This is a genomic window from Corallococcus sp. RDP092CA (assembly GCF_041903675.1).
In the GTDB taxonomy this organism is placed as follows: domain Bacteria; phylum Myxococcota; class Myxococcia; order Myxococcales; family Myxococcaceae; genus Corallococcus.
The window spans coordinates 21,336-40,050 of record NZ_JAYESI010000049.1 but is presented as its reverse complement, the minus strand read 5'-3'; the positions used below and the strand labels follow the sequence as shown (position 1 = coordinate 40,050).

Genomic DNA, 18,715 nt, shown 5'->3' with positions numbered 1-18,715 from the left:
GTTCGTGACCCGGGGTCGGAAGTTGGCTAGAACCCGGGCCGTGCAACGCGCCTTGGTGACAGCAGTGGCGGTCATGGCGGCGGGGCTCCTGGGCTGCAACGACCTGGAGAACTGCGGCTCGACGCTGGTGGACATCACCCGGACCGACGGGGGCCTCTACCGTTGCGTGACGGCCGAGGACTGCCCCAGGACGTCGCGCGTCTCCGTGTGCGTGACGGACGTCTCCTCCGAGCGCGAGTGCGTGCGCTGCGACGATACGCGCTGCGTGCGCCTCATCCCGGAGTCCTGCCAGTGACCCGGCGCCTGTCGCGCTGGGCCTGCGTGCTCGCGGTGGGGGCGCTCGCCGTCACGGGGTGCCGCGACAAGCCGGTGGACCACATGCAGCGCGCGCGCGACGCCACCTTCGAGAAGCGCCCGGACGAGGCGCTGGTGGAGTACCGCAAGGCCTACGAGATGCTGATGCGCGACGAGTCCCCGGAGGCGCTGGTGATGCGCGCCCGGGCGCTCAAGGGCGCGGCGGACGTGTACTGGCTGGAGCAGCGCAAGGTGAAGGAGGCGGTGAGCGTCTACCGCCAGCTCATCCAGCAGTGCCCGGAGTCGCCGGAGGCGCTGGACGCGCGCATCATCCTGGCGGAGCTGCTGCGGGTGCACTACCGCGACCTGCGCGGCTCCATTGATCAGCTCACCGCCGCGCTGCACCGCAACCCGCCGCAGAGCGCGGAGCTGCAGTACCAGGTGGCCAAGACGTACTTCGAGCTGCAGGACTATCCGCAGTGCGAGCTGGAGGCGAAGAAGCTGCCGGAGCGCTTCGCCACCAGCCCCTACGTGGACGACGCGCTCTTCCTCCAGGCGCAGGCCCTGGCCATGGTGGACGGCAAGCGGCAGGAGGCGCTGCGCACCTACGCGGACCTGCGCTCGCGCTTCCCGGACTCGGAGCTGGCGCCGTACGCCCTCTTCGAGATGGGCAAGCTGCGCGCGGACGCGGGCGACAACGAGAAGGCCATCGAGACGTGGGTGGAGTGCCTGAAGACGCACCCCGACCCGACGCTCGTGCAGGACGCCATCGCCCGGGCGCGCCGCCGCCTGGCCAACCTCAAGGTGGAGGGCATTGGCCAGAAGGAGGTGGCGTTCGACCGCACCAAGCAGGCGCGCACCTCCGTGGAAGCCATGGGCGGCAGCGCCGAGGAAGCCGCCCGCGATCGCGGCGACTGACGCCGCCCCCCGGGAGCATTCGCGTGCGCCCGTCCCTCCCGCGTGCCATGTAACGGCCGGGCCCTGGCGGGGCATGAGGGCCCTTCTCGCGTGGGAGGCATTCACATGAACGTGCTGGTGACAGGGGCCACGGCGGGCATCGGGCAGGCCATCGCGCGCCGCTTCGTGAAGGAGGGCGCGCGCGTCATCGCCGCCGGACGGCGGAGCGACCGGCTGGAGGCGCTCCAGGCGGAGCTGGGCGAGCGGCTGCTGCCGGTGACGCTGGACGTGACGGACAAGGCGGCGGTGAAGGCGGCGTTCGCCGCGCTGCCCGCGGACTTCGCGCAGGTGGACGTGCTGGTGAACAACGCGGGGCTCGCGCTGGGCATGGAGCCCGCGCAGGAGGCGCGGCTGGAGGACTGGGACGTGGTGGTGGACACCAACGTGAAGGGCCTCCTGTACTGCACGCGGGAGGCGCTCACGGGCATGGTGGCGCGCAACCGGGGCCACGTCATCAACATCGGCTCCATCGCGGGCGAGTTCCCCTATCCGGGCGGCAACGTGTACGGCGCGACGAAGGCGTTCGTGCACCAGTTCACGCTCAACCTGCGCGCGGACCTGCACGGCACCGCGGTGCGCGTCACGGACCTCCAGCCGGGCCTCCTGGGCGGCACCGAGTTCTCCAACGTGCGCTTCCGCGGCGACGACGCGCGGGCCGCCGCGCTGTATGGCGACACCCAGCCGCTCACGCCCGAGGACGTCGCGGACGCGGCGCACTGGGTGGCCTCGCGCCCCGCGCACGTGAACATCAACGTCATCTCCCTGATGCCGGTGGCGCAGGCCTTCGGCCCGCTGCTGGTGAAGCGCGGCTAGCTAGCCCGGCACGGGCAGCGCGGCCTCCAGGAGCGGCGCGGGCACCGCCGGGTCGTCCGCGTCCGCCACCAGCAGCACGTGCACGCGGCCTCCCTCCACGCGCGCGTCCACGCCCTCCAGCTTCACGGGCGCGTCCACCGCGTCCAGGTACACGGGCGTGCCGTCCGGCGCGAGCACGCCCACCGCCGAGCCCATGACAGGCCCGTCCGCCACGCGGTCGCGCGAGGCCTCCGCCGTGGCGGTGAACACCACGCGCCCGTCCGGCAGCGGCGACGCGTCCGTGAAGGACAGCCGGACGCCGTGGGCCTCGCCCAGCTCCCAGCGGCGCACGGTGCGCACGGCCTCCGGCCCCAGCACGCCCGCGTCCAGGCTGCCCAGCGCCCGGTCCAGGTCCAGGTCCACCAGCGCGTCCACGCCGCCCTCGCCGTTGCCCCGGTTGAGCAGCCGCAGCCGCTTGCCCGCCACCGCCGCGCCCTCCACGTTGAGCGCCACCAGCTCGCGCTCCAGCTGCACGTAGAGCGACGTGCAGTCCACCGTGCGCGGCGCCCCCGCGAGCGTCCCGTCCGCGTTCAAGGGCAGCACCGACGCCCGCCGCCGCGCGGGCGTGGACCCCGAGGGCAGGGCCAGGAGCGCCCCGTGCGCGAAGGCCGCGGACGGGCCCAGCCGGCACAGCGCCTCCAGGTCCGGCTTCGCGGCCTTGCGCTTCGCGGGGGCTTCCGGAAGCTCGCCCGGGAAGAGGCGCACGGCGCGGCCCGGCGCGTCTCCGGTGGCGGGGAACACGGCCAGGTGGAGCGCGTCGTCCGCGATGACGTAGAGCCAGTCCCCCGCGCGCACCAGGCCGCTGGCGGCGGAGACGTGCGCGGGGCGGCCCGGGGCTTCGGGGGCCGCGAGGGTGAGCGTGCGCCGACGGGTGGTGGGAATCATGGGGCCCCAGCGTCGCCGACTACAGCAGGGTGCCGCGCAGGAAGAGGCTGGCGGCCGTGAAGTAGATGACGAGTCCGGACACGTCCACCAGCGTGGCCACGAAGGGCGCGGACGCGCTCGCGGGGTCGAAGCCCACGCGCCGCAGGATGAACGGCAGCATGGAGCCGGACAGCGTGCCGAACATCACCACGCCTACCAGCGAGACGCCCACCGTCAGGCCGATGAGCAACGCGTGCTCGCCGTAGCTGTGGAACAGGCCCTGCCACACCATCACCCGCGTGAAGCCCACCAGGCCCAGCACCGCGCCCAGCGCCAGGCCCGTGGTCAGCTCGCGCCGGGCCACGCGCCACCAGTCCTTCAGCCGCATCTCCGACAGCGCCAGCGACCGGATGATGAGCGTGGTGGCCTGGCTGCCGGAGTTGCCGCCGGAGCTGATGATGAGCGGGATGAAGAGGCTCAGCACCACCGCGCGGGCGATCTCGTGCTCGAAGTAGCCCATGGCCGTGGCGGTGAGCATCTCCCCCAGGAAGAGCACCATCAGCCAGCCGGCGCGCTTCTTGAGCATGGCCATGAAGCCCACGTCGAAGTAGGGCGCGTCCAGGGCCTCCATGCCGCCGACCTTCTGGATGTCCTCCGTGGCCTCTTCCTGGACGACGTCCACGATGTCGTCCACCGTGACGATGCCCTTCATGCGCCGCTGCTCGTCCACCACGGGCATGGCCATGAAGCTGTGCTCGGAGAAGGTGCGGCTCACGGCCTCCTGGTCCGTGTTCTCCGCGACGGTGATGACGTCGCGAATCATCACGTCCGCCACGCGCTTGTCCGGCGCGGCCTGGAAGAGCTGGCGCAGGGACAGCACGCCCTGCAGGCGCTGCTCGGCGTCCAGCACGTAGGCGTAGTAGACGGTCTCCACCTTCTCGCGCGCCTGCTTGCGCAGATAGCCGATGGCCTCGTCGATGCTCATGTCCGGGCGCACGCGGGCGAAGCGCGGGTTCATCAGGCCACCCGCGTCGTCCTCCGCGTACGCGAGCAGGACGTTCACCTCGCGGCGGCTGGCGTCGTCCAGCTGCGACAGGATGGTGTCCACCTGCTCCGTCTCCACGGCCTGGACCAGGTCGGCCAGGTCGTCCGGGGGGAGCAGGCGCACCCAGGTGCGGCGCTCGCCCGGGGGCAGGCTGAGGATGAGCTCGCCCTGCTCGCGCGCGGTGAGTCCCAGGAAGAAGTCGTCCGCCACCGACGCCGGCAGCAGGCGGAATCCCTCCAGGCGCTCGTCCGAGGACAGCACGGCCCAGGCTTCATGGAGCTCGTCGGGGGATAGCGCGTTCTGGGTCTGGGGACTCTCCACCATGACGACGGCCTCGGAAGAAGAGGGGGAGGGTGCGCGCCGTGTCGCGGCGCGCGGGCCTCTCTACCCCTTTGCCGGGGGCACGGCGAGCGGAAGGCGCGAGACATCGCGCTGAAAAATGAGTCCGCCCGCCTGCCCATGCCGCCCGTGTCCAGGGGTTCACGGGATGGCGCCCCGGTCCCCGGGGCCCCGCGGGGTGGGTCAGGCCTTCTGCTGGATGAGCTCGACCTTGTAGCCGTCCGGGTCCTCGACGAAGGCGATGACGGTGGTGCCGTGCTTCATGGGGCCGGGCTCGCGGACGACCTTGCCGCCGGCCAGGCGGATGGCGTTGGCGGTGGCGTGGATGTCGGCGACGCCCAGGGCGATGTGGCCATAGGCGGTGCCCAGCTCGTACTTCGCCGTGTCCCAGTTGTGGGTGAGCTCCAGGGCGGGGTGGGTGTCCTCGGGGCCATAGCCCACGAAGGCGAGGGTGAACCGGCCGTCCGGGTAGTCCTGGCGGCGCAGGAGCGTCATGCCGAGCACGCGGGTGTAGAAGTCGAGCGACCGCTCCAGGTCGCCGACCCGGAGCATGGTGTGGAGGATGCGCATGCGGTGGCTATAACCGCGGCGCGGTGTAGGTGCGGAGGCGAAAGCGCGCGCGCCTCCCCGCGCCGCCCGGCAGGCGGCCGCTCGGGGGGGAAAGGCGACACCGGTGGGCCACGCGGGACGGGGAAGGGCGTCCGGCACGTGTTATGGAATCCGCCATGAAACACGCTCAAAGCCAGGCCCTCTTCGCCCGTGCGCAGGCGCGCATCCCGGGTGGCGTGAACTCCCCGGTGCGCGCCTTCCGCGGCGTGGGAGGCGACCCCGTCTTCTTCAAGGAGGGCTCCGGCGCGTGGCTCACCGACGTGGACGGCAACCGCTACGTGGACCTGGTGGGCAGCTGGGGCCCGCTCATCCTGGGCCACGCGTACCCGCCCATCCTGGAGGCCCTCCTGGAGGCCGCGCGGCGCGGCACCACCTTCGGCGCCCCGGTGGCCGCGGAGGTGGAGTTCGCGGAGCTGATCTGCGCCACGATGCCCTCGGTGGAGAAGGTGCGCCTGGTGTCCAGCGGCACGGAGGCCACGGTGGCCGCCATCCGCGTGGCCCGCGGCTTCACCGGCCGCGAATACATCCTCAAGTTCGAGGGCTGCTTCCACGGCGCGGGCGACCCGTTCCTGGTGAAGGCGGGCAGCGGCGTGGAGACGCTGGGCCTGCCGGACTCGCCGGGCGTGCCGGCCGCGCTGGCGTCGCTCACGCTCACCGCGCCCTTCAACGACCTGGAGGCCGTGGAGCGCCTCTTCCACGAGAAGGGCCAGGACATCGCCTGCGCCATCATCGAGCCCGTGGTGGGCAACATGGGCGTGCTGGTGCCGCGCCCCGGCTACCTCGAGGGGTTGCAGCGGCTCTGCCAGCAGCACGGCGTGCTCTTCGTGCTGGACGAGGTGATGACGGGCTTCCGGCTGGCGCGCGGCGGGGCGCAGGATCTGTACGGGCTGAAGCCGGACCTGACCACGCTGGCCAAGGTGGTGGGCGGCGGCATGCCGCTGGGCGCGTACGGCGGCCGGCGCGACATCATGGCGAAGGTGGCGCCGGAGGGGCCGGTGTACCAGTCCGGCACGCTGTCCGGGAACCCGGTGGCGGTGGCGGCGGGCATGGCGTGCGTGAAGGCGCTGGCGGCGCCGGGGACGTACCAGCGGCTGGAGCAGCTGGGCCTGCTGCTGGAGGAGGGCTTCCGCGCGGAGGCGAAGGCGGCGGGCGTGCCGGTGACGGTGAACCGCGTGGGGAGCATGCTCACGGTGTTCTTCACGTCGGAGCCGGTGTTCGACTACGCGTCCGCGAAGAAGGCGGACACGGCGAAGTTCGGGCGCTTCTTCCACGCGATGCTGGAGGAAGGCGTGTACCTGCCGCCCAGTCAGTTCGAGGCGGCGTTCATCTCGCTGGCCATCGGCGAGCCGGAGGTGGCGCACGTGCTCGCCGCGGCTCGCAAGGCGTTCCGCGCGCTTGGCGACGCCCGTTGAACCGGAGGCCCTGAGCGGGCCCGTGCGCTTCGGCCCCTACACCCTCGTGCGCCGCATCGGCGCCGGGGGGATGGGGGAGGTCTTCCTCGCGCGCGAGGAGGGCGTGGGGCGCGCGGTCGTCGTGAAGAAGGTGCTGCCGGGGCTGAAGGACACCGGGCAGTTCGTGGGCCGCTTCCGCGACGAGGCCCGCGTGGTGGTGCGGCTGGCGCACCCCAACATCGCGCGCGTGTACGCGATGGGCGAGGTGGACGGGCAGCTGTTCCTCGCCATGGAGTACGTGCTGGGCAAGACGCTCAGCCGGCTCGCGTACCGCCTGCGGCAGCGCCAGCGGATGATGCCCCTGGGGCCGCTGCTCCAGATGGGCATCCGGCTGTGCGAGGGCCTGGCGTACGCGCACGACGCGACGGACGAAGCGGGGCACCCGCTGCACCTGGTGCACCGCGACCTGTCCCCCGCGAACGTGTGCGTGAGCTACGCGGGCGAGGTGAAGATCATCGACTTCGGCGCGGCGCAGTCCACGCTGAAGGAGCAGCAGACGGCGCCGCGCGTAGTGATTGGCAACCTCACGTACATGGCGCCGGAGCAGGCCCGCAAGCGCACGGTGGACCGGCGCGCGGACCTGTACGCGGTGGGCGTGGTGCTGTGGGAGCTGTTCGCGTGGAAGCCGCTGTCGCAGCGGGGCGACCCGCTGGAGCGCTGGCGCCGCGCGGCCTACCCGCAGTGGGAGCCGGCCGGCCGCCACCGTCAGGACCTGCCGCGCCCGGTGGACGCGTTCCTGGCGCGCGCGCTGGCGGCCGAGCCGAACGACCGCTTCCCCACGGCGACCGCCATGGCGGAGGCGCTGGGCGCGCTGAAGGAGAAGCTGGCGCCCAACGTGACGGATCAGGACCTGGTGCGGCTGATGTCCGCGGCCTTCCCGCGCGAGAAGGTCATCGAGCAGCAGATGCTGGACGGCCTGCTGCGCGATCATCCCGAGCGCGCGACCACGCGCCAGGAGTTCCCGTCCGTGTTCGCGCCGCCCGGCACCCTGGAGGAGACGGAGGCGCTCCGCGCGCAGGAGGACATCGCCACGGAGGCGATGGACGCGGCGAGGCTGCGGCAGGCGGAGCAGGCCGGCGCGGGACAGCGGACCGAGGCGCTGGACGCGGTGGGCGCGCCGCCGGCGGAGTACGCCCACGTGGGGCAGGAGACCGAGGCGCTGGACGCGGCGCAGGTGGAGCAGGCGCTGCGCGCGGCGGCAGCGGCGGCGCAGCGACCCTGGGGAGAGCCCGGGGAGGAGCCCGGCCTGCCGCGCAAGGCGCCTCCGGCGCGGCTGCACAACCTGGAAATCACCATGGACGCCTGGCTGCCAGGCATTGGCGCGGCGGAGCCCACCACGCCGGGGCTCCCTCCCCAGGGCGCGGAGGTCGCCTCCGCCCCGCCCGCACCGGCGGTCCCCGCGCCCTGGACGCCCGGACCCGGCGAGGACGAGGCCACGTCGCGCGGCGCCCCTGGCGCGCTGGAGCCCCGCGCCGGGCCGGGCTCCGAGGACAGCACCGACCCGGGGGAGCGCACCCCCACGTCCCTGGATGCCCCCGCGGGCAGGCAGGCTCCGGTGGAAGAACCGCCTCGGCCGGATTGGAATCCGGGCCCGGACGCGGAAGACTCCGCTCCACAGCTTCGAGCGTCTCACCGTGAGGGGCCCCCCCCGGCCCTGGAGGACTCACCGATGCAGAACCGCCCCTCGCGTCCGGGCTGGACTCCCGGCGCAGGAAGTGAGGACTCCACCACCAACGAGCGGCCCGCGCGCAAGAGCGCGACGGGGCTGCCCGCCGCCGGCAAGGGCGGGTGGACTCCCGGCTCCGGCGAGGACGAGGCCACCGAGGGCGCGGGCTCCTCACCCCTGGCCCCGCGCCCGAGCGCGGACGACGAGGGGGACGAGGAGAGCACCGACGTCGAGAAGCCCGGCCGCCTCAAGGCGAGCCCCGCCCCGCGCGCGGCCCCGCCCCGCCCGCAGACCTCCGTGGGCGACGCGCCGCAGCCCCGCCCCGCCACCTCGGTGGGGCCCGCGCCGCAGTCGCGTCCGCAGACCTCCGTCGGCGCCGCCCCGAAGGCGCGTCCCGACGAGCCGCCCCCGGACGCCACCCGCCCCATGTCCCAGGACGAGTTGCCCGTGCCCTGGACGCCGCAGGGCTCGGGCGAGGCCACCGAGGCCCTGGAGGCCGCGAAGATCTTCGGCGCCCTGTCCCAGACGACGGGCAGCATGCCCGCCTACCTGGAAGAGAAGGCGACCCCCTACGTCCCGCCCAAGGAGGTGCCGCGCCGCAAGGCCCCCGTCGTGGATGAGCGGCCCCACGAGACGCGCCCCATGCAGGTGCGGACCAAGACGCGCGAGACGCTCGTGGGCTACGACATGGACATCTCCGAGGCGCTCCGGCAGGCGGAGCTGAAGCGCCGCGAGGAGGAGCTCGCCGCGCAGAAGCGCAACAAGAAGAGGCCCGCGAGGTCAACGGGGGGCGGCAGCCCGCTGGCGGGCCTGTGGCCCATCCCGCGCCAGTACCGCTTCTGGGCCATGCTCGTGGTGGTGGCCCTCGCGTGTGGCCTGGGCTTCGGCGTGATGTGGCTCTTCCTGAACGGCGGCGAGGGCGGCTGAGCCCCGCGCAGCTCAGGCGCCCGTGAGGGGCAGGGGCGGCGCCACGGGCGGCTCCAGCGGCAGGAAGAGGCGGAAGATGGTGCCCTTGCCCGTCTCCGGCGCGTCCAGCGACACCAGGCCCACGTGTGAGTCGATGATGCGCTTCACCACGGCGAGCCCCAGCCCGGTGCCCTGCGCCTTGGTGGTGAAGAAGGGCTCGAAGACGCGCGCGCGCAGCTCCGCGGGGATGCCCGGCCCGGTGTCACAGATTTCAACCTGCACGCCGGGCCGGTCCACCCACGCCTTGCGCGCCACCACGCGCAGCGTGCCGCCCTGGGGCAGCATGGCCTGCACGGCGTTGAGCGCCACGTTGAGGAAGCACTGGCGGATGAGCCGCTCGTCCACCGTCACGGACGGCACGTCCTCCTCCGTCACCCACTCCACCCGCACCGGCGGCGGCGAGGTGCCGCCCACGTCGGAGAGGGCGCTGCCCACCGCCTCCTCCAGGAGCTGCGTCACCGACACGGGATACAGGTGCGGCGACGGGGGCCGCGCGAAGGTGAGCAGGTCCGCGACGATGCGGTTGAGCCGGTCCGCCTCCTCCCCCACGATGTCCACCAGCGGGATGGCCGGGCTCTCCGGACCGATGATGCGGCGGATGGTGGCCACCGAATTGAAGATGGCGCCCAGGGGGTTGCGCACCTCGTGGGCCACCACCGCGGACAGCTCGCCCAGCGCCACCAGCCGCTCGCGGTTGACCAGCTGCTCCTGCGCGCGCGCCAGCTCCGCGTAGCTCTGCTTCAGGTCCTCCACCAGCCGCGCGCCCTCCAGCGCCAGCGATAGCTGGTTGGCGATGGCGTCCGCCCGCTCCAGCTCCGAGGGCGTGAAGCGGCGCGGGCGGCGCGTCTCCACCATCACCGCCACGCCCACCATCTGGTCATGCACGGCGAGCGGCAGCACCATGGACGCCACGGCCTCCGCGGCCCGGCTGAGCTCGTCGTCCGCGTGCGGCTCCTGCCGCGCGTCCTCCACCCGGAGCGGCTGGCGCGTGCGGAACACCCGGGCCGCGAGCGAGCTCGAGGACGGGTCCAGCGGCACGTGGCGCCCCACCAGCTCCGGGTGCCCGCCCGTCGCCGCGCGGATGGCCAGCCGCGCGCCCTTCGCGTCCGGCAGCAGCACGTACGCGTCCGGCACGTCCACGATGCGCGCCAGGCTGGTGACGCCCGTGGCCAGCAGCCGGTCCAGCTCCAGCGTGGCCGCCAGCGCCTTGCCCACCTCGTGCATCAGCGCCAGGTCCTCCGCCCGGCCGCGCACCTCGTCCAGCAGCCGGTGGGACTCGATGGCCGCCGCGAAGTGCGTGCCCATGGCCTGGAGCGTCTCCACCTCCAGCGCGGTGAGCCGCCGCCGCGCGTGGAACAGCACGCTCAACGTGCCCACGCCGCGCGAGCGCACCCGCAGCGGCACCGACACCAGCGTCTGGAACGCCAGCGCCCGGAGCGCGTCGCGCGTGGGCGCGGGGCACGCCTCCGCGTCCAGCACCTGCACCGCGTCCGGCATCCCGCCCGGGCGGGGCAGCGACCCCAGCCGCGCGCGGCGCACGCGCGCCACCGCGTCCTCGGACAGGCCGCGCGCGTAGACGAGCTCCAGGGCCTCGCCCGACTCGTGCCGCATGTCCGCGGGCAGCAGCAGGCACACCGCGTCGCAGCCCAGCAGGCCGGAGATCTCCTCCGTGCCGGAGCCGAAGAAGGAGCGCGGGTGCGGCGCGGACGCGGCCTGGGAGGCCAGCCGTCCCAGCGCGCCGAGCGCCGTCGCGCGCACGCTGAGCCGCTGGATGGTGCGCGCCGCGTCCAGCGCGGACGACACCTGCTGGCCGAAGAGCCGCACCGCGGCCACGTCCTCCTCGCTCAGCCAGTCCGAGGCCAGCACCAGCATGGCCGTGGGCGCGCTCTCCACGTCGATGCGCACGCCCACCGCCCGGTGCGTCTCCACGCGCCGGAACACCGCCAGCACCGCGTCCATGCGCGCCTCGGACACGAAGTGGGACGCCTCCACGCCCAGGTCCTCCATCCACGCGTCGCCGTCGCGCCAGATGCGCACCAGCGCGGGCGCCCAGCCGCCGGGGGCCTCCGCCCGCACGCGGCCTCCCAGCGCCGGCGCGTGCGGCACCAGCCGGGGGGGCAGCCCCGCCACGGACAGCTCCACGCCCACGCCCCGGGGCGTCAGCCACGCGAAGCCCAGCTCCAGCGCCTCCAGCCCCCGGAACACCTCCTCGCGCACCGCGTCCTCGGAGTGCAGCGCGCGCACCGCGCCGCCCAGCTCCGCCAGCCGCCGCAGCACCGTGCGGCGCCGGACGCGGCAGGTCACGTCGCGCACCTGCACCACCCAGTCCTGGGCGTTGGGGTGCACCGCCAGCTCCACGCGCACGCCGTTCCCCCCGACGTGCAGCCACGCCTCGTAGGTGCCCGCCGCGGGCGAGGACCCCAGCCGCCGCGCGAGCCGGTCCGCGGGGTCCTCCTGCGGCCCCGGCTCCCACAGGAGCGCCGTCACCGGCTGTCCCAGCAGCAGCTCGCGCGGAACGCCCACCAGGCGCTCCAGCGCGGCGTTGGCGTGGATGAGCAGGCCGTCCCGGAGCACGAACACGCCCAGGGGCATGTCGTCGAAGAGGCGGTACACCGCCCCTGGCTCCTCGGGAACCGTCCCCACCCGACGGTTCGTGCGCTCGGTGCTCCTCACCCCTCCACCTTCTCACCCCTGGCCCCTCGCGGTGAAGCCACCCCCGCCCGTCAATCGCCCACCAGCACACAACAGCCGGTCCCCTCCCCGGACCGACGCGGCGTCTCAGGACCTGGCACGTCCGCAAACCCTCTCAACCGAATCAAACCAAGACATGGCATGAATTGACAGCGTGGGTGAGAGCCTCTAGAAACATGAAGCTGTAGCGACGCGGCTTGAGCCGGGTCCCGACGCCTTTCGTCTCCGTCTGGGATTTCCGGGGGCCGCGCCCTCGAAGGGGAATGTCTTGAGCCTGCCCCGCGCGACTTCCGGTGTCATCGTCCAGCAGCAGGACGGAGCCTTCTTCCTCCTGGACACCGAGGGCGGAGAGGTCTTCCGGGTGAACGAGACCGCCGCACACATCTTCGAGCTGTGCCAGGGCGACACGTCCCTGGACGGGGCGGTGGCGTCGCTGGCGCTCCGGCTGGGCGCCGCGGGCCAGGAGGCGGTCATCCGCGCCGACGTCCAGCGCACCGTGGCCCGGTTCCAGGAGCTGGGGCTGTGCGAGCCCCCGCGCCCCGCCTGAGCTCCCGCCGTCATGGATGCCATGGGGAGCGCGAGCGATTGACCGCCGGGGGACGCACGTGCCCGCGGCGTTGAGCCCGCGTCACCGCTGAAGCGCTCCTTCCCCTCGTGAGAGGGACTGGCCAGGTCCTGTCCTGGCCTCGAGGAATCCCGTGTGCCCGGGTCGCCCCGGGTGCGCGTGATGCCAGACGTGAGACGTCTTCTCACGGCTGGAATGAAGCACCGGGGTGTTGGCAGGCAATGTCAGACCCCCTGTCCACACTCCGCCATGCTTCACCGCAGTGGCAGTGAACACAGCAGTCCACCCAGGAGAATCACCATGTACATCCAGTCCGAGATCGTCCGCGTGTCCGCGTCGTCCGACAAGTGCACCTGCTCCAACGGCATGGTCATCCTCTCGACCGAAACGAAGGTGGAGTAGTCGCGCCCGTCGTCTCCCAAGCCACCAACCCAATCCCAGACACAGGAGAACCACCATGTACATCCAGTCCGAGATCGTCCGCGTTTCCGCCGCCACCGACAAGTGCACCTGCTCCAACGGCATGGGCGCCGTGATCATCGCCGCGGAGTAACGCGTTTCATGGCCGGGAGGAGGTCGGTTGTCCTCCTCCCGGCCGTGTCTTTCCTCGTGCACGCCGACACGCCCCGCCCATGCCATCCGCATCCACGCAACTGTTGCTCTTCACGCAGGCGGACATCGGCGGACACGCGCTCTTTCGCGCCGTGCCCGTGGAGGTGTCCGTGCGCCCCGGCCAGGGGCGGCTGTGGACGGACGTGTCGCGGGGCAACGCCTTCACCGCCGCGTGGCAGGACCATGCGCGCCACCTGGCGGCGGTGGGCCGCGCGCGCTACGCGCTGCCGTGGGATGAGACGGACCTGCACGTCTCGCCGCGCGGCCGGGACGTGACGCTGGACGGCAGGAGCGCGTCGCTGCCGCTGTTCGTCGCGTGGGTGGCGCTGCTCGGGGGGCTGCCGCTGCCGTCGCCCTTCCTGGGCACGGGCGTGGCGCTGGAGGCGCATGGGGAGCGGCTCGCGCCCGCGCCGCGCGAGCTCCTCCAGGGGAAGCTGGGCGTGGCGCAGGCCTACGTGCGCCAGGTGTTTCCGCGGGCGGGCAGGGTGGCGGTGTTCGTGCCGGAGGGCAGCGGGTTCGACGCGGCGCCCCTGACGGCGCTGGACGTGCGGCCGGTGCCCACGCTCACCAGGGCGGTGGAGGCGGTGCTGGGGCTGAGGCCCCGCGCCGACGCGCCCGGCGCCGGGGAAGGGGTGGGGGGATGAGCCGCCAGGGCCTGGGTGCCATCCGGGAGGTGTACGGGCTGACGCGGGGGCTGGGGAACCTGCGGGTGATGCTGGGCTCGGGGCTCCTGGGCATGGCGGCCTCCGGCCTGCTCAACCCGGTGATGCCGTTGTACCTGCGCTCGCGCGGGCTGGGCTTCCAGGAGATTGGCGCGCTCTACACGGTGGGGGCGCTCCTGCCCATCTTCGTGCAGCCGGTGCTGGGGGCGCTGTCGGACCGCCATGGGCGCAAGCCCTTCGTGGTGGGCCTGTCGCTCGTCACGTCGCTGATGGTGCCGGCGGTGGCGCTGGTGGACGACCCCCAGCCGCTCGCCGCCGTGATGATCCTCAAGATGCTGCTGTCGCGCAGCGCGGCGCCGGTGTCCAACGCGATGGTGGCGGACTTCGCGCCCGCCAGGCAGCGCGCCACCCTCTTCGCGCTGCTGGACGCCACGTCGAACCTGGTGTTCGTCGCGGCGCTGTTCGCGTCCTCCGCCGTCATCCGCGCGCTGTCGGTGGCGGGCACCTTCTTCCTGGCGGGGGGCCTGTTCCTCGCGGGCAGCCTGCTGCTCCTGGGGCTGGACGAACCGGCGCGGCCCTCGCGCGCGGAGGCGGGGCGCGGCGGCGCGGGGTGGGGCCTGGTGTTCCGGGGGCTCGTGTCGCCGTTCACCTACGTGAAGGGCCGGCCCGGCGCGGCGGCGCTGTTCCTCTGGCAGTTCTTCTTCACCTTCGCGCTGGCGCTGTTCCCCACCTACCTGCCGCTGTACGCAGTGGAGCTGGGCGCGCCCCGGGAGGCGGTGGGGCCGCTGGTGGCGGCGTCGTGGCTGACGTACGCGTTCGCGCAGCCCTTCGGCGGGCGGCTGTCGGACCGGATGCCCCGGCGCGTGGGGATGATCATCCCGGGCCTCGCGGGCATGGCGGTGATGGCGGCGGTGCTGGGGGCTTGCGGATGGCTGCCGGACGGCGCCGCGCTGCTGGCGCTGGTGGTGGCCTGGGTGCTGCTGGCGATCCCCGACGGCCTGCACCGCTCCTCCGCGTCCGCGCTGGTGGTGGAGCAGTCCCCCCAGCCCTCCGAGCGCGGCCGGTTCATGGGCGCGCTGGGCTCCTGCGCGGCGCTGGCCTCCGTGCTCGCGCCCGTCACCTACGGCTTCGTCGCGCAAGCCGCCGGCATCCACTGCACGTTCCTCCTCTCGTCGGTGGCCTTCGCGCTGGCGCTCGGCTGTGTGTCGCGCGTGCGCGAGGCGTCCTCCCACGCCACGCCTGAACCGGCCCCCGTGGCCGCCCTCACCCCCACCTCGGAGCCCGGATGAGCCCCCTTCGCCACGTGTGTCGCTGGGGCACCGCGCTGTTGGCCGCGCTGGTGCCCACGCTGGGACACGCTGATTCGACGTACAAGGTCACCGCGACGCGGACGCAGGACGCCATCACCATCGACGGCAAGGGGGACGAGCCCGCGTGGCAGGCGGCGCCGGAGATCTCGGGCTGGTACCTCACGCGCATCAACTACGGCAAGCCCGCGCCGGACGACACGAAGGTCCGCATCCTCTACGACCAGGACAACCTGTACTTCCTCTTCCACTGCCTGGACTCCAAGCCGGAGCGCATCACCGGCTACACGGTGCAGAACGAGGGGTTCCTCCACCAGGAGGACAACATCACCATCATCCTGGACACGTACCTGGACCACCGGAACGCGTACTACTTCTGGACCAACCCGCTGGGCGTGCGCACCGACGGGCGCATCGTGGATGACGGCGAGGCGTTCTCCACCAACTGGCGCGGGGAGTGGGAGACGAAGTCCACCATCGTGGAGGACGGGTGGATTTCGGAGGTGCGCATCCCGTTCGCCAACTTCCAGTTCGAGAAGAAGGACGAGATCACCTTCGGCATGCTCCTGGACCGCGAGCAGTCGCGCAACCAGGAGTGGAGCAACTGGACGCCGGACGGCGTCAACAGCGCGAAGGTGAGCCGCTACCCGCACCTGGAGGGGCTCAAGGGCATCAAGCCGCGCCCCATCTTCAGCGTCACCCCGTACGTGGCCTCCACGGTGGCGCTCAAGTCCAGCGACGACCGCGGCCTCTTCCGTCCCAACGTGGGCGCGGACGCGCGCATCGACCCGGCGCCCTGGCTGTCGCTGAAGCTCACCGCCAACCCGGACTTCAGCGACGCGGAGGCGGACCAGGGCTTCCTCCTCCTGGACACGGACCAGCCGCTGCTGCCGGAGCGCCGGCAGTTCTTCCTGGAGAGCGAGCACCTCTTCATCGCGCCCATCAACATCTTTACCTCGCGCCGCATCGCGCTCCGTCCGCACGACCGGGTGTGGGGCGGCCTGCAGCTCACCGGCAAGGTGGCGGGGCTCAACTTCGCGATGCTGGACGTGCAGCACCGCGACTTCACGGGCAAGGACGCGCAGGGCCGCGACGTCTTCGAGAACGTCAACTCCGGCGTGCTGCGGCTGCAGCAGGACATCGGGAAGCGGTCGATGATCGCCCTGGTGGCGCTCAACCGCAGCGGGCGGGGCGGGCTGTTCGGAGACTCGGACTTCCAGACGGTGGGCGTGGACGGCAACTTCCACCTCTTCGAGGAGTTCTTCATCCAGGCGCAGGCGCTGCGCAGCTGGAGCCCGCTGGGCAACGAGGACGCGGACGCGTACCACGTGGGCCTGCACCGCTTCGACACGCTGTCGGAGTTCTGGTTGCAGTTCGAGGACATCGGGAAGAACTACGCGAACCCGCTGGGCTGGACGCCGGTGGTGGACAAGCAGGGCTACAACTCGCGCGTGTTCCTGACGCCGTTCCCCAAGTGGCGCTTCCTGCCCCGGCTGGACGTGACGTGGGACTCGCTGTGGCGCCGCAACCACGAGGGCGAGCGCACGCGCTGGCGCAACCGCCTCAACGTGCAGCCCTACCTGCACCACGACTTCGCGCTCTACCTGGAGGGCATCTACGACGACAACCTGGGCTTCCGGGACCGGCTGGGCACGTTCGGCTTCACCCTGTTCCCGCACGACTGGCAGAGCTACACGCTGACGGCCGTCGCCGGCCGCTTCCTGGGCGGGGAGATCCGCGGCTTCAACGGCGCGGCGAACATCAAGATCGGGCCGCACATCGTCGCGCGCCTCAGCGGCTTCTACACGCGCAACTTCAACGTGCCCCAGAACAGCGACCTCTACGGCACGTCCGGGGACGGCTACAGCTTCTCTGGCTACGCGCAGCTGCGCTACCACTTCAGCCCGGACCTCTACGCGCGCCTGACCTTGCAGAAGGGCGGCGTGTACGAGCTGGCGGACTACAACTCCGTGAAGGGCACGTTCCTGGACGCGATGGTGGGGTGGCACTACCGCCAGTGGAGCGACGTCTTCCTCGTCTACACGGATCAACCCTTCGCCGGCTCCCAGGAGCGGCGGATCCTCACGAAGATCTCCTTCAACTACTGACCTGACCGAGGGCTGTTCGCATGACCGCCGCCGACCCGCAGGGCCTCAAGCGCCGCTACGACGAGGTGTCCCCGAAGTACGACCAGGGCGCGCCGGACGCCACGGCCATCAAGCTGTTCTGGCTGACGTACGAGCACCTCACCTGGAAGCCGGTGGAGGCGCTGCTGCCGAAGGACGGCGCGACCTGGCGCGTGCTGGACGCGGGCGGCGGGGGCGGCAAGTTCGGCACGCGCTTCGCGCAAGCCGGGCACCACGTCACCGTGCTGGACATCTCCCCGGGCATGCTGGACGGCGCGAGGGCCCGGTTCACCGCGAAGGGCCTGCTGGACCGCGCGGCCTTCGTGGAGGGGGACGTCGCGGCGCTGGCGCTGCCGGACGCGGCCTTCGACCTGGTCTTCTGCGAGGGCGACCCGGTGTCGTACTGCCTGGACGCGTACCCGCGCGCGGTGAAGGAGCTGGTGCGCGTGGCGAAGCCGGGCGCGCCGGTGGTGCTGGGCGTGGACAACCGCTACGAGGCGTTCACCGGCTATCTGAAGATGGGCAGGCCGCGGGAGGCCTTCCGCACGCTCCACGACGGCCGCACGACGTGCCCGTATGGCCTGCCGGTGCACGCCTTCACGGTGCGCGAGCTGGAGCGCGCGGTGGCGGACGCGGGCGCGGAGCTGCTGGAGATCTTCGGCAAGCCGGTGATGTTCTTCGACATGCTTCAGGCGATGGCGTCCGCGCGGGGCGGCACCGCGGAGGCGCCGTGGGACGCGTGGGCGGCGCGCGAGGAGATCTTGGCGTTGCAGGAGCAGCTGGCGCACGAGGGCTTCGCCGTCCTGGGGCAGCACCTCCAGGTGATGGCGCGGCGCAAGGGCTGAAGCCATGGGCCTCCCCTTCCTGGGCGTGGGGCTCAGCTACCGCTGGGACCTCAACCCGCACCTGGCGCGCGGCAACCCCGGCGTGGACTGGCTGGAGGTGACGCCCGAGCACTTCCTGCCGCTCACGCCGGACTCGGAGCGGCGGCTGGAGCTGCTCGCGAAGCGCTATCCGCTGGTGGGCCACAGCCTGGAGCTGTCGGTGGGCTCGGACGGCGTGGACGCGCCCGGCTACCGGGAGGGCTTGAAGCGCGTCCGTCAGGTCACCCGGAGCGTCTGGCACGGGGACCACCTGTGCTTCACGCGCGTGGGGGACCTGCCCCTGCGCGCGCTGACGCCCGTGCCGCTGACGGAGGAGGCGGTGGCCACGTGCGTGCGCAACGTGAAGGCGGCGCAATCGGACCTGGACGTGCCCTTCGTGGTGGAGAACATCGCGTATCTCTTCCACACGCCGCTCAACACGCTGGACGAGGCGGAGTTCCTGCGCCGCGTGGTGGAGGGCGCGGACTGCGGTCTGCTGCTGGACTTGCACAACCTGTATTGCAACGCGGTCAACCACGGGTTCGACCCGTATGCCTTCCTGGACCGGCTGCCATTGGAGCGCGTGGTGCAGGTGCACCTGGCGGGCGGCATCACGATGGAGGGGCTGAGGTTGGACAGCCACTCCGCGCCCTCGCCGGAGGAGGTGTGGCGCCTGCTGGAGTACGTGGCGCCGCGCAGCCCGGTGCGCGGGGTGAACTTCGAGATGGACAGCGGCTTTCCTCCCTTCGCGCGGCTGGTGGAGGAGCTGGCCCGCGCGCGCGCCATCCTCCAGCGCTGCGGCGCGAGCGCGGCTTGAGCACGGAGCCCCACGATGAGCGACCGACG

General features: G+C 72.6%; 15 protein-coding genes. 11 read left to right on the top strand and 4 right to left on the bottom strand.

Annotated elements, in window-relative coordinates; translation table 11 throughout:
* The first annotated feature begins 73 nt into the window (after window positions 1-73).
* The 3 genes from U8525_RS32715 to U8525_RS32705 all read left to right on the top strand — a co-directional run bounded on the left by U8525_RS32715 (window position 74) and on the right by U8525_RS32705 (window position 2,064).
* Complete coding sequence (locus U8525_RS32715; RefSeq protein WP_374270655.1) at window positions 74-295, top strand: hypothetical protein; 222 nt, start codon at window positions 74-76, stop codon at window positions 293-295.
* The gene (locus U8525_RS32710) at window positions 292-1,212 is read left to right on the top strand and encodes a tetratricopeptide repeat protein (protein ID WP_374270654.1); all 921 of its coding nucleotides are present in this window, start codon (window positions 292-294) and stop codon (window positions 1,210-1,212) included. Before U8525_RS32715 ends, U8525_RS32710 begins: the two co-directional genes overlap by 4 nt.
* A gap of 105 nt (window positions 1,213-1,317) precedes the next feature.
* Complete coding sequence (locus U8525_RS32705) at window positions 1,318-2,064, top strand: SDR family NAD(P)-dependent oxidoreductase (RefSeq protein ID WP_374270653.1); 747 nt, start codon at window positions 1,318-1,320, stop codon at window positions 2,062-2,064.
* On the opposite strand, the gene U8525_RS32700 is transcribed toward U8525_RS32705, so the two are convergent.
* The 3 genes from U8525_RS32700 to gloA all read right to left on the bottom strand — a co-directional run bounded on the left by U8525_RS32700 (window position 2,065) and on the right by gloA (window position 4,921).
* Window positions 2,065-2,988, bottom strand: coding sequence for a DUF6929 family protein (locus U8525_RS32700; RefSeq protein WP_374270652.1), 924 nt, complete (start codon window positions 2,986-2,988; stop codon window positions 2,065-2,067).
* Between the two features lie 19 nt (window positions 2,989-3,007).
* Window positions 3,008-4,336 carry a magnesium transporter gene (mgtE, locus tag U8525_RS32695; protein WP_374270651.1) on the bottom strand — a complete coding sequence of 443 codons (1,329 nt, stop codon included), beginning with the start codon at window positions 4,334-4,336 and terminating at the stop codon, window positions 3,008-3,010.
* Window positions 4,337-4,534: 198 nt separating this feature from the next.
* Window positions 4,535-4,921 (bottom strand): lactoylglutathione lyase, encoded by a 387-nt coding sequence (gene gloA / locus U8525_RS32690; RefSeq protein ID WP_374270650.1) that lies wholly within the window; start codon window positions 4,919-4,921, stop codon window positions 4,535-4,537.
* A gap of 155 nt (window positions 4,922-5,076) precedes the next feature.
* Between gloA and hemL the strand changes: the two genes are divergently transcribed.
* A complete protein-coding gene (gene hemL, locus U8525_RS32685; protein ID WP_374270649.1) occupies window positions 5,077-6,372 on the top strand; it encodes a glutamate-1-semialdehyde 2,1-aminomutase in 1,296 nt (431 codons plus the stop codon).
* Window positions 6,356-9,004, top strand: coding sequence for a protein kinase (locus U8525_RS32680; RefSeq protein WP_374270648.1), 2,649 nt, complete (start codon window positions 6,356-6,358; stop codon window positions 9,002-9,004). Before hemL ends, U8525_RS32680 begins: the two co-directional genes overlap by 17 nt.
* 12 nt (window positions 9,005-9,016) lie before the next feature.
* Here U8525_RS32680 and U8525_RS32675 read toward each other — a convergent pair whose 3' ends face one another.
* On the bottom strand, window positions 9,017-11,716 hold the full coding sequence (locus U8525_RS32675; RefSeq protein ID WP_374270647.1) for a GAF domain-containing protein: 2,700 nt from the start codon (window positions 11,714-11,716) through the stop codon (window positions 9,017-9,019).
* A 286-nt stretch (window positions 11,717-12,002) separates the two neighbouring features.
* Here U8525_RS32675 and U8525_RS32670 point away from each other — a divergent pair, with 286 nt between their 5' ends.
* The 6 genes from U8525_RS32670 to U8525_RS32645 all read left to right on the top strand — a co-directional run bounded on the left by U8525_RS32670 (window position 12,003) and on the right by U8525_RS32645 (window position 18,686).
* Entirely contained in the window at window positions 12,003-12,281 is a 279-nt protein-coding gene (locus tag U8525_RS32670) for a PqqD family protein (protein ID WP_374270646.1), read from the top strand.
* Between the two features lie 650 nt (window positions 12,282-12,931).
* Entirely contained in the window at window positions 12,932-13,555 is a 624-nt protein-coding gene (locus tag U8525_RS32665) for a hypothetical protein (protein WP_374270645.1), read from the top strand.
* A complete protein-coding gene (locus U8525_RS32660) occupies window positions 13,552-14,862 on the top strand; it encodes an MFS transporter (RefSeq protein WP_374270644.1) in 1,311 nt (436 codons plus the stop codon). Before U8525_RS32665 ends, U8525_RS32660 begins: the two co-directional genes overlap by 4 nt.
* Window positions 14,859-16,988, top strand: a complete 2,130-nt coding sequence (locus U8525_RS32655; RefSeq protein WP_374270643.1) for a carbohydrate binding family 9 domain-containing protein — start codon at window positions 14,859-14,861, stop codon at window positions 16,986-16,988. Before U8525_RS32660 ends, U8525_RS32655 begins: the two co-directional genes overlap by 4 nt.
* 20 nt (window positions 16,989-17,008) lie before the next feature.
* On the top strand, window positions 17,009-17,851 hold the full coding sequence (locus U8525_RS32650; RefSeq protein WP_374270642.1) for a methyltransferase domain-containing protein: 843 nt from the start codon (window positions 17,009-17,011) through the stop codon (window positions 17,849-17,851).
* A 4-nt stretch (window positions 17,852-17,855) separates the two neighbouring features.
* A complete protein-coding gene (locus U8525_RS32645) occupies window positions 17,856-18,686 on the top strand; it encodes a DUF692 family multinuclear iron-containing protein (protein WP_374270641.1) in 831 nt (276 codons plus the stop codon).
* Window positions 18,687-18,715 lie beyond the last annotated feature (29 nt).

What these genes read in the sequence shown, in the direction of transcription:
- U8525_RS32715 (WP_374270655.1), top strand. Translation starts at nt 74, where the DNA reads ATGGCGGCGGGGCTCCTGGGCTGCAACGACCTGGAGAACTGCGGCTCG.
- U8525_RS32705 (WP_374270653.1), top strand. Translation starts at nt 1,318, where the DNA reads ATGAACGTGCTGGTGACAGGGGCCACGGCGGGCATCGGGCAGGCCATC.
- U8525_RS32700 (WP_374270652.1), bottom strand. Translation starts at nt 2,988, where the DNA reads ATGATTCCCACCACCCGTCGGCGCACGCTCACCCTCGCGGCCCCCGAA.
- mgtE (WP_374270651.1), bottom strand. Translation starts at nt 4,336, where the DNA reads ATGGTGGAGAGTCCCCAGACCCAGAACGCGCTATCCCCCGACGAGCTC.
- gloA (WP_374270650.1), bottom strand. Translation starts at nt 4,921, where the DNA reads ATGCGCATCCTCCACACCATGCTCCGGGTCGGCGACCTGGAGCGGTCG.
- hemL (WP_374270649.1), top strand. Translation starts at nt 5,077, where the DNA reads ATGAAACACGCTCAAAGCCAGGCCCTCTTCGCCCGTGCGCAGGCGCGC.
- U8525_RS32665 (WP_374270645.1), top strand. Translation starts at nt 12,932, where the DNA reads ATGCCATCCGCATCCACGCAACTGTTGCTCTTCACGCAGGCGGACATC.
- U8525_RS32660 (WP_374270644.1), top strand. Translation starts at nt 13,552, where the DNA reads ATGAGCCGCCAGGGCCTGGGTGCCATCCGGGAGGTGTACGGGCTGACG.
- U8525_RS32655 (WP_374270643.1), top strand. Translation starts at nt 14,859, where the DNA reads ATGAGCCCCCTTCGCCACGTGTGTCGCTGGGGCACCGCGCTGTTGGCC.
- U8525_RS32650 (WP_374270642.1), top strand. Translation starts at nt 17,009, where the DNA reads ATGACCGCCGCCGACCCGCAGGGCCTCAAGCGCCGCTACGACGAGGTG.
- U8525_RS32645 (WP_374270641.1), top strand. Translation starts at nt 17,856, where the DNA reads ATGGGCCTCCCCTTCCTGGGCGTGGGGCTCAGCTACCGCTGGGACCTC.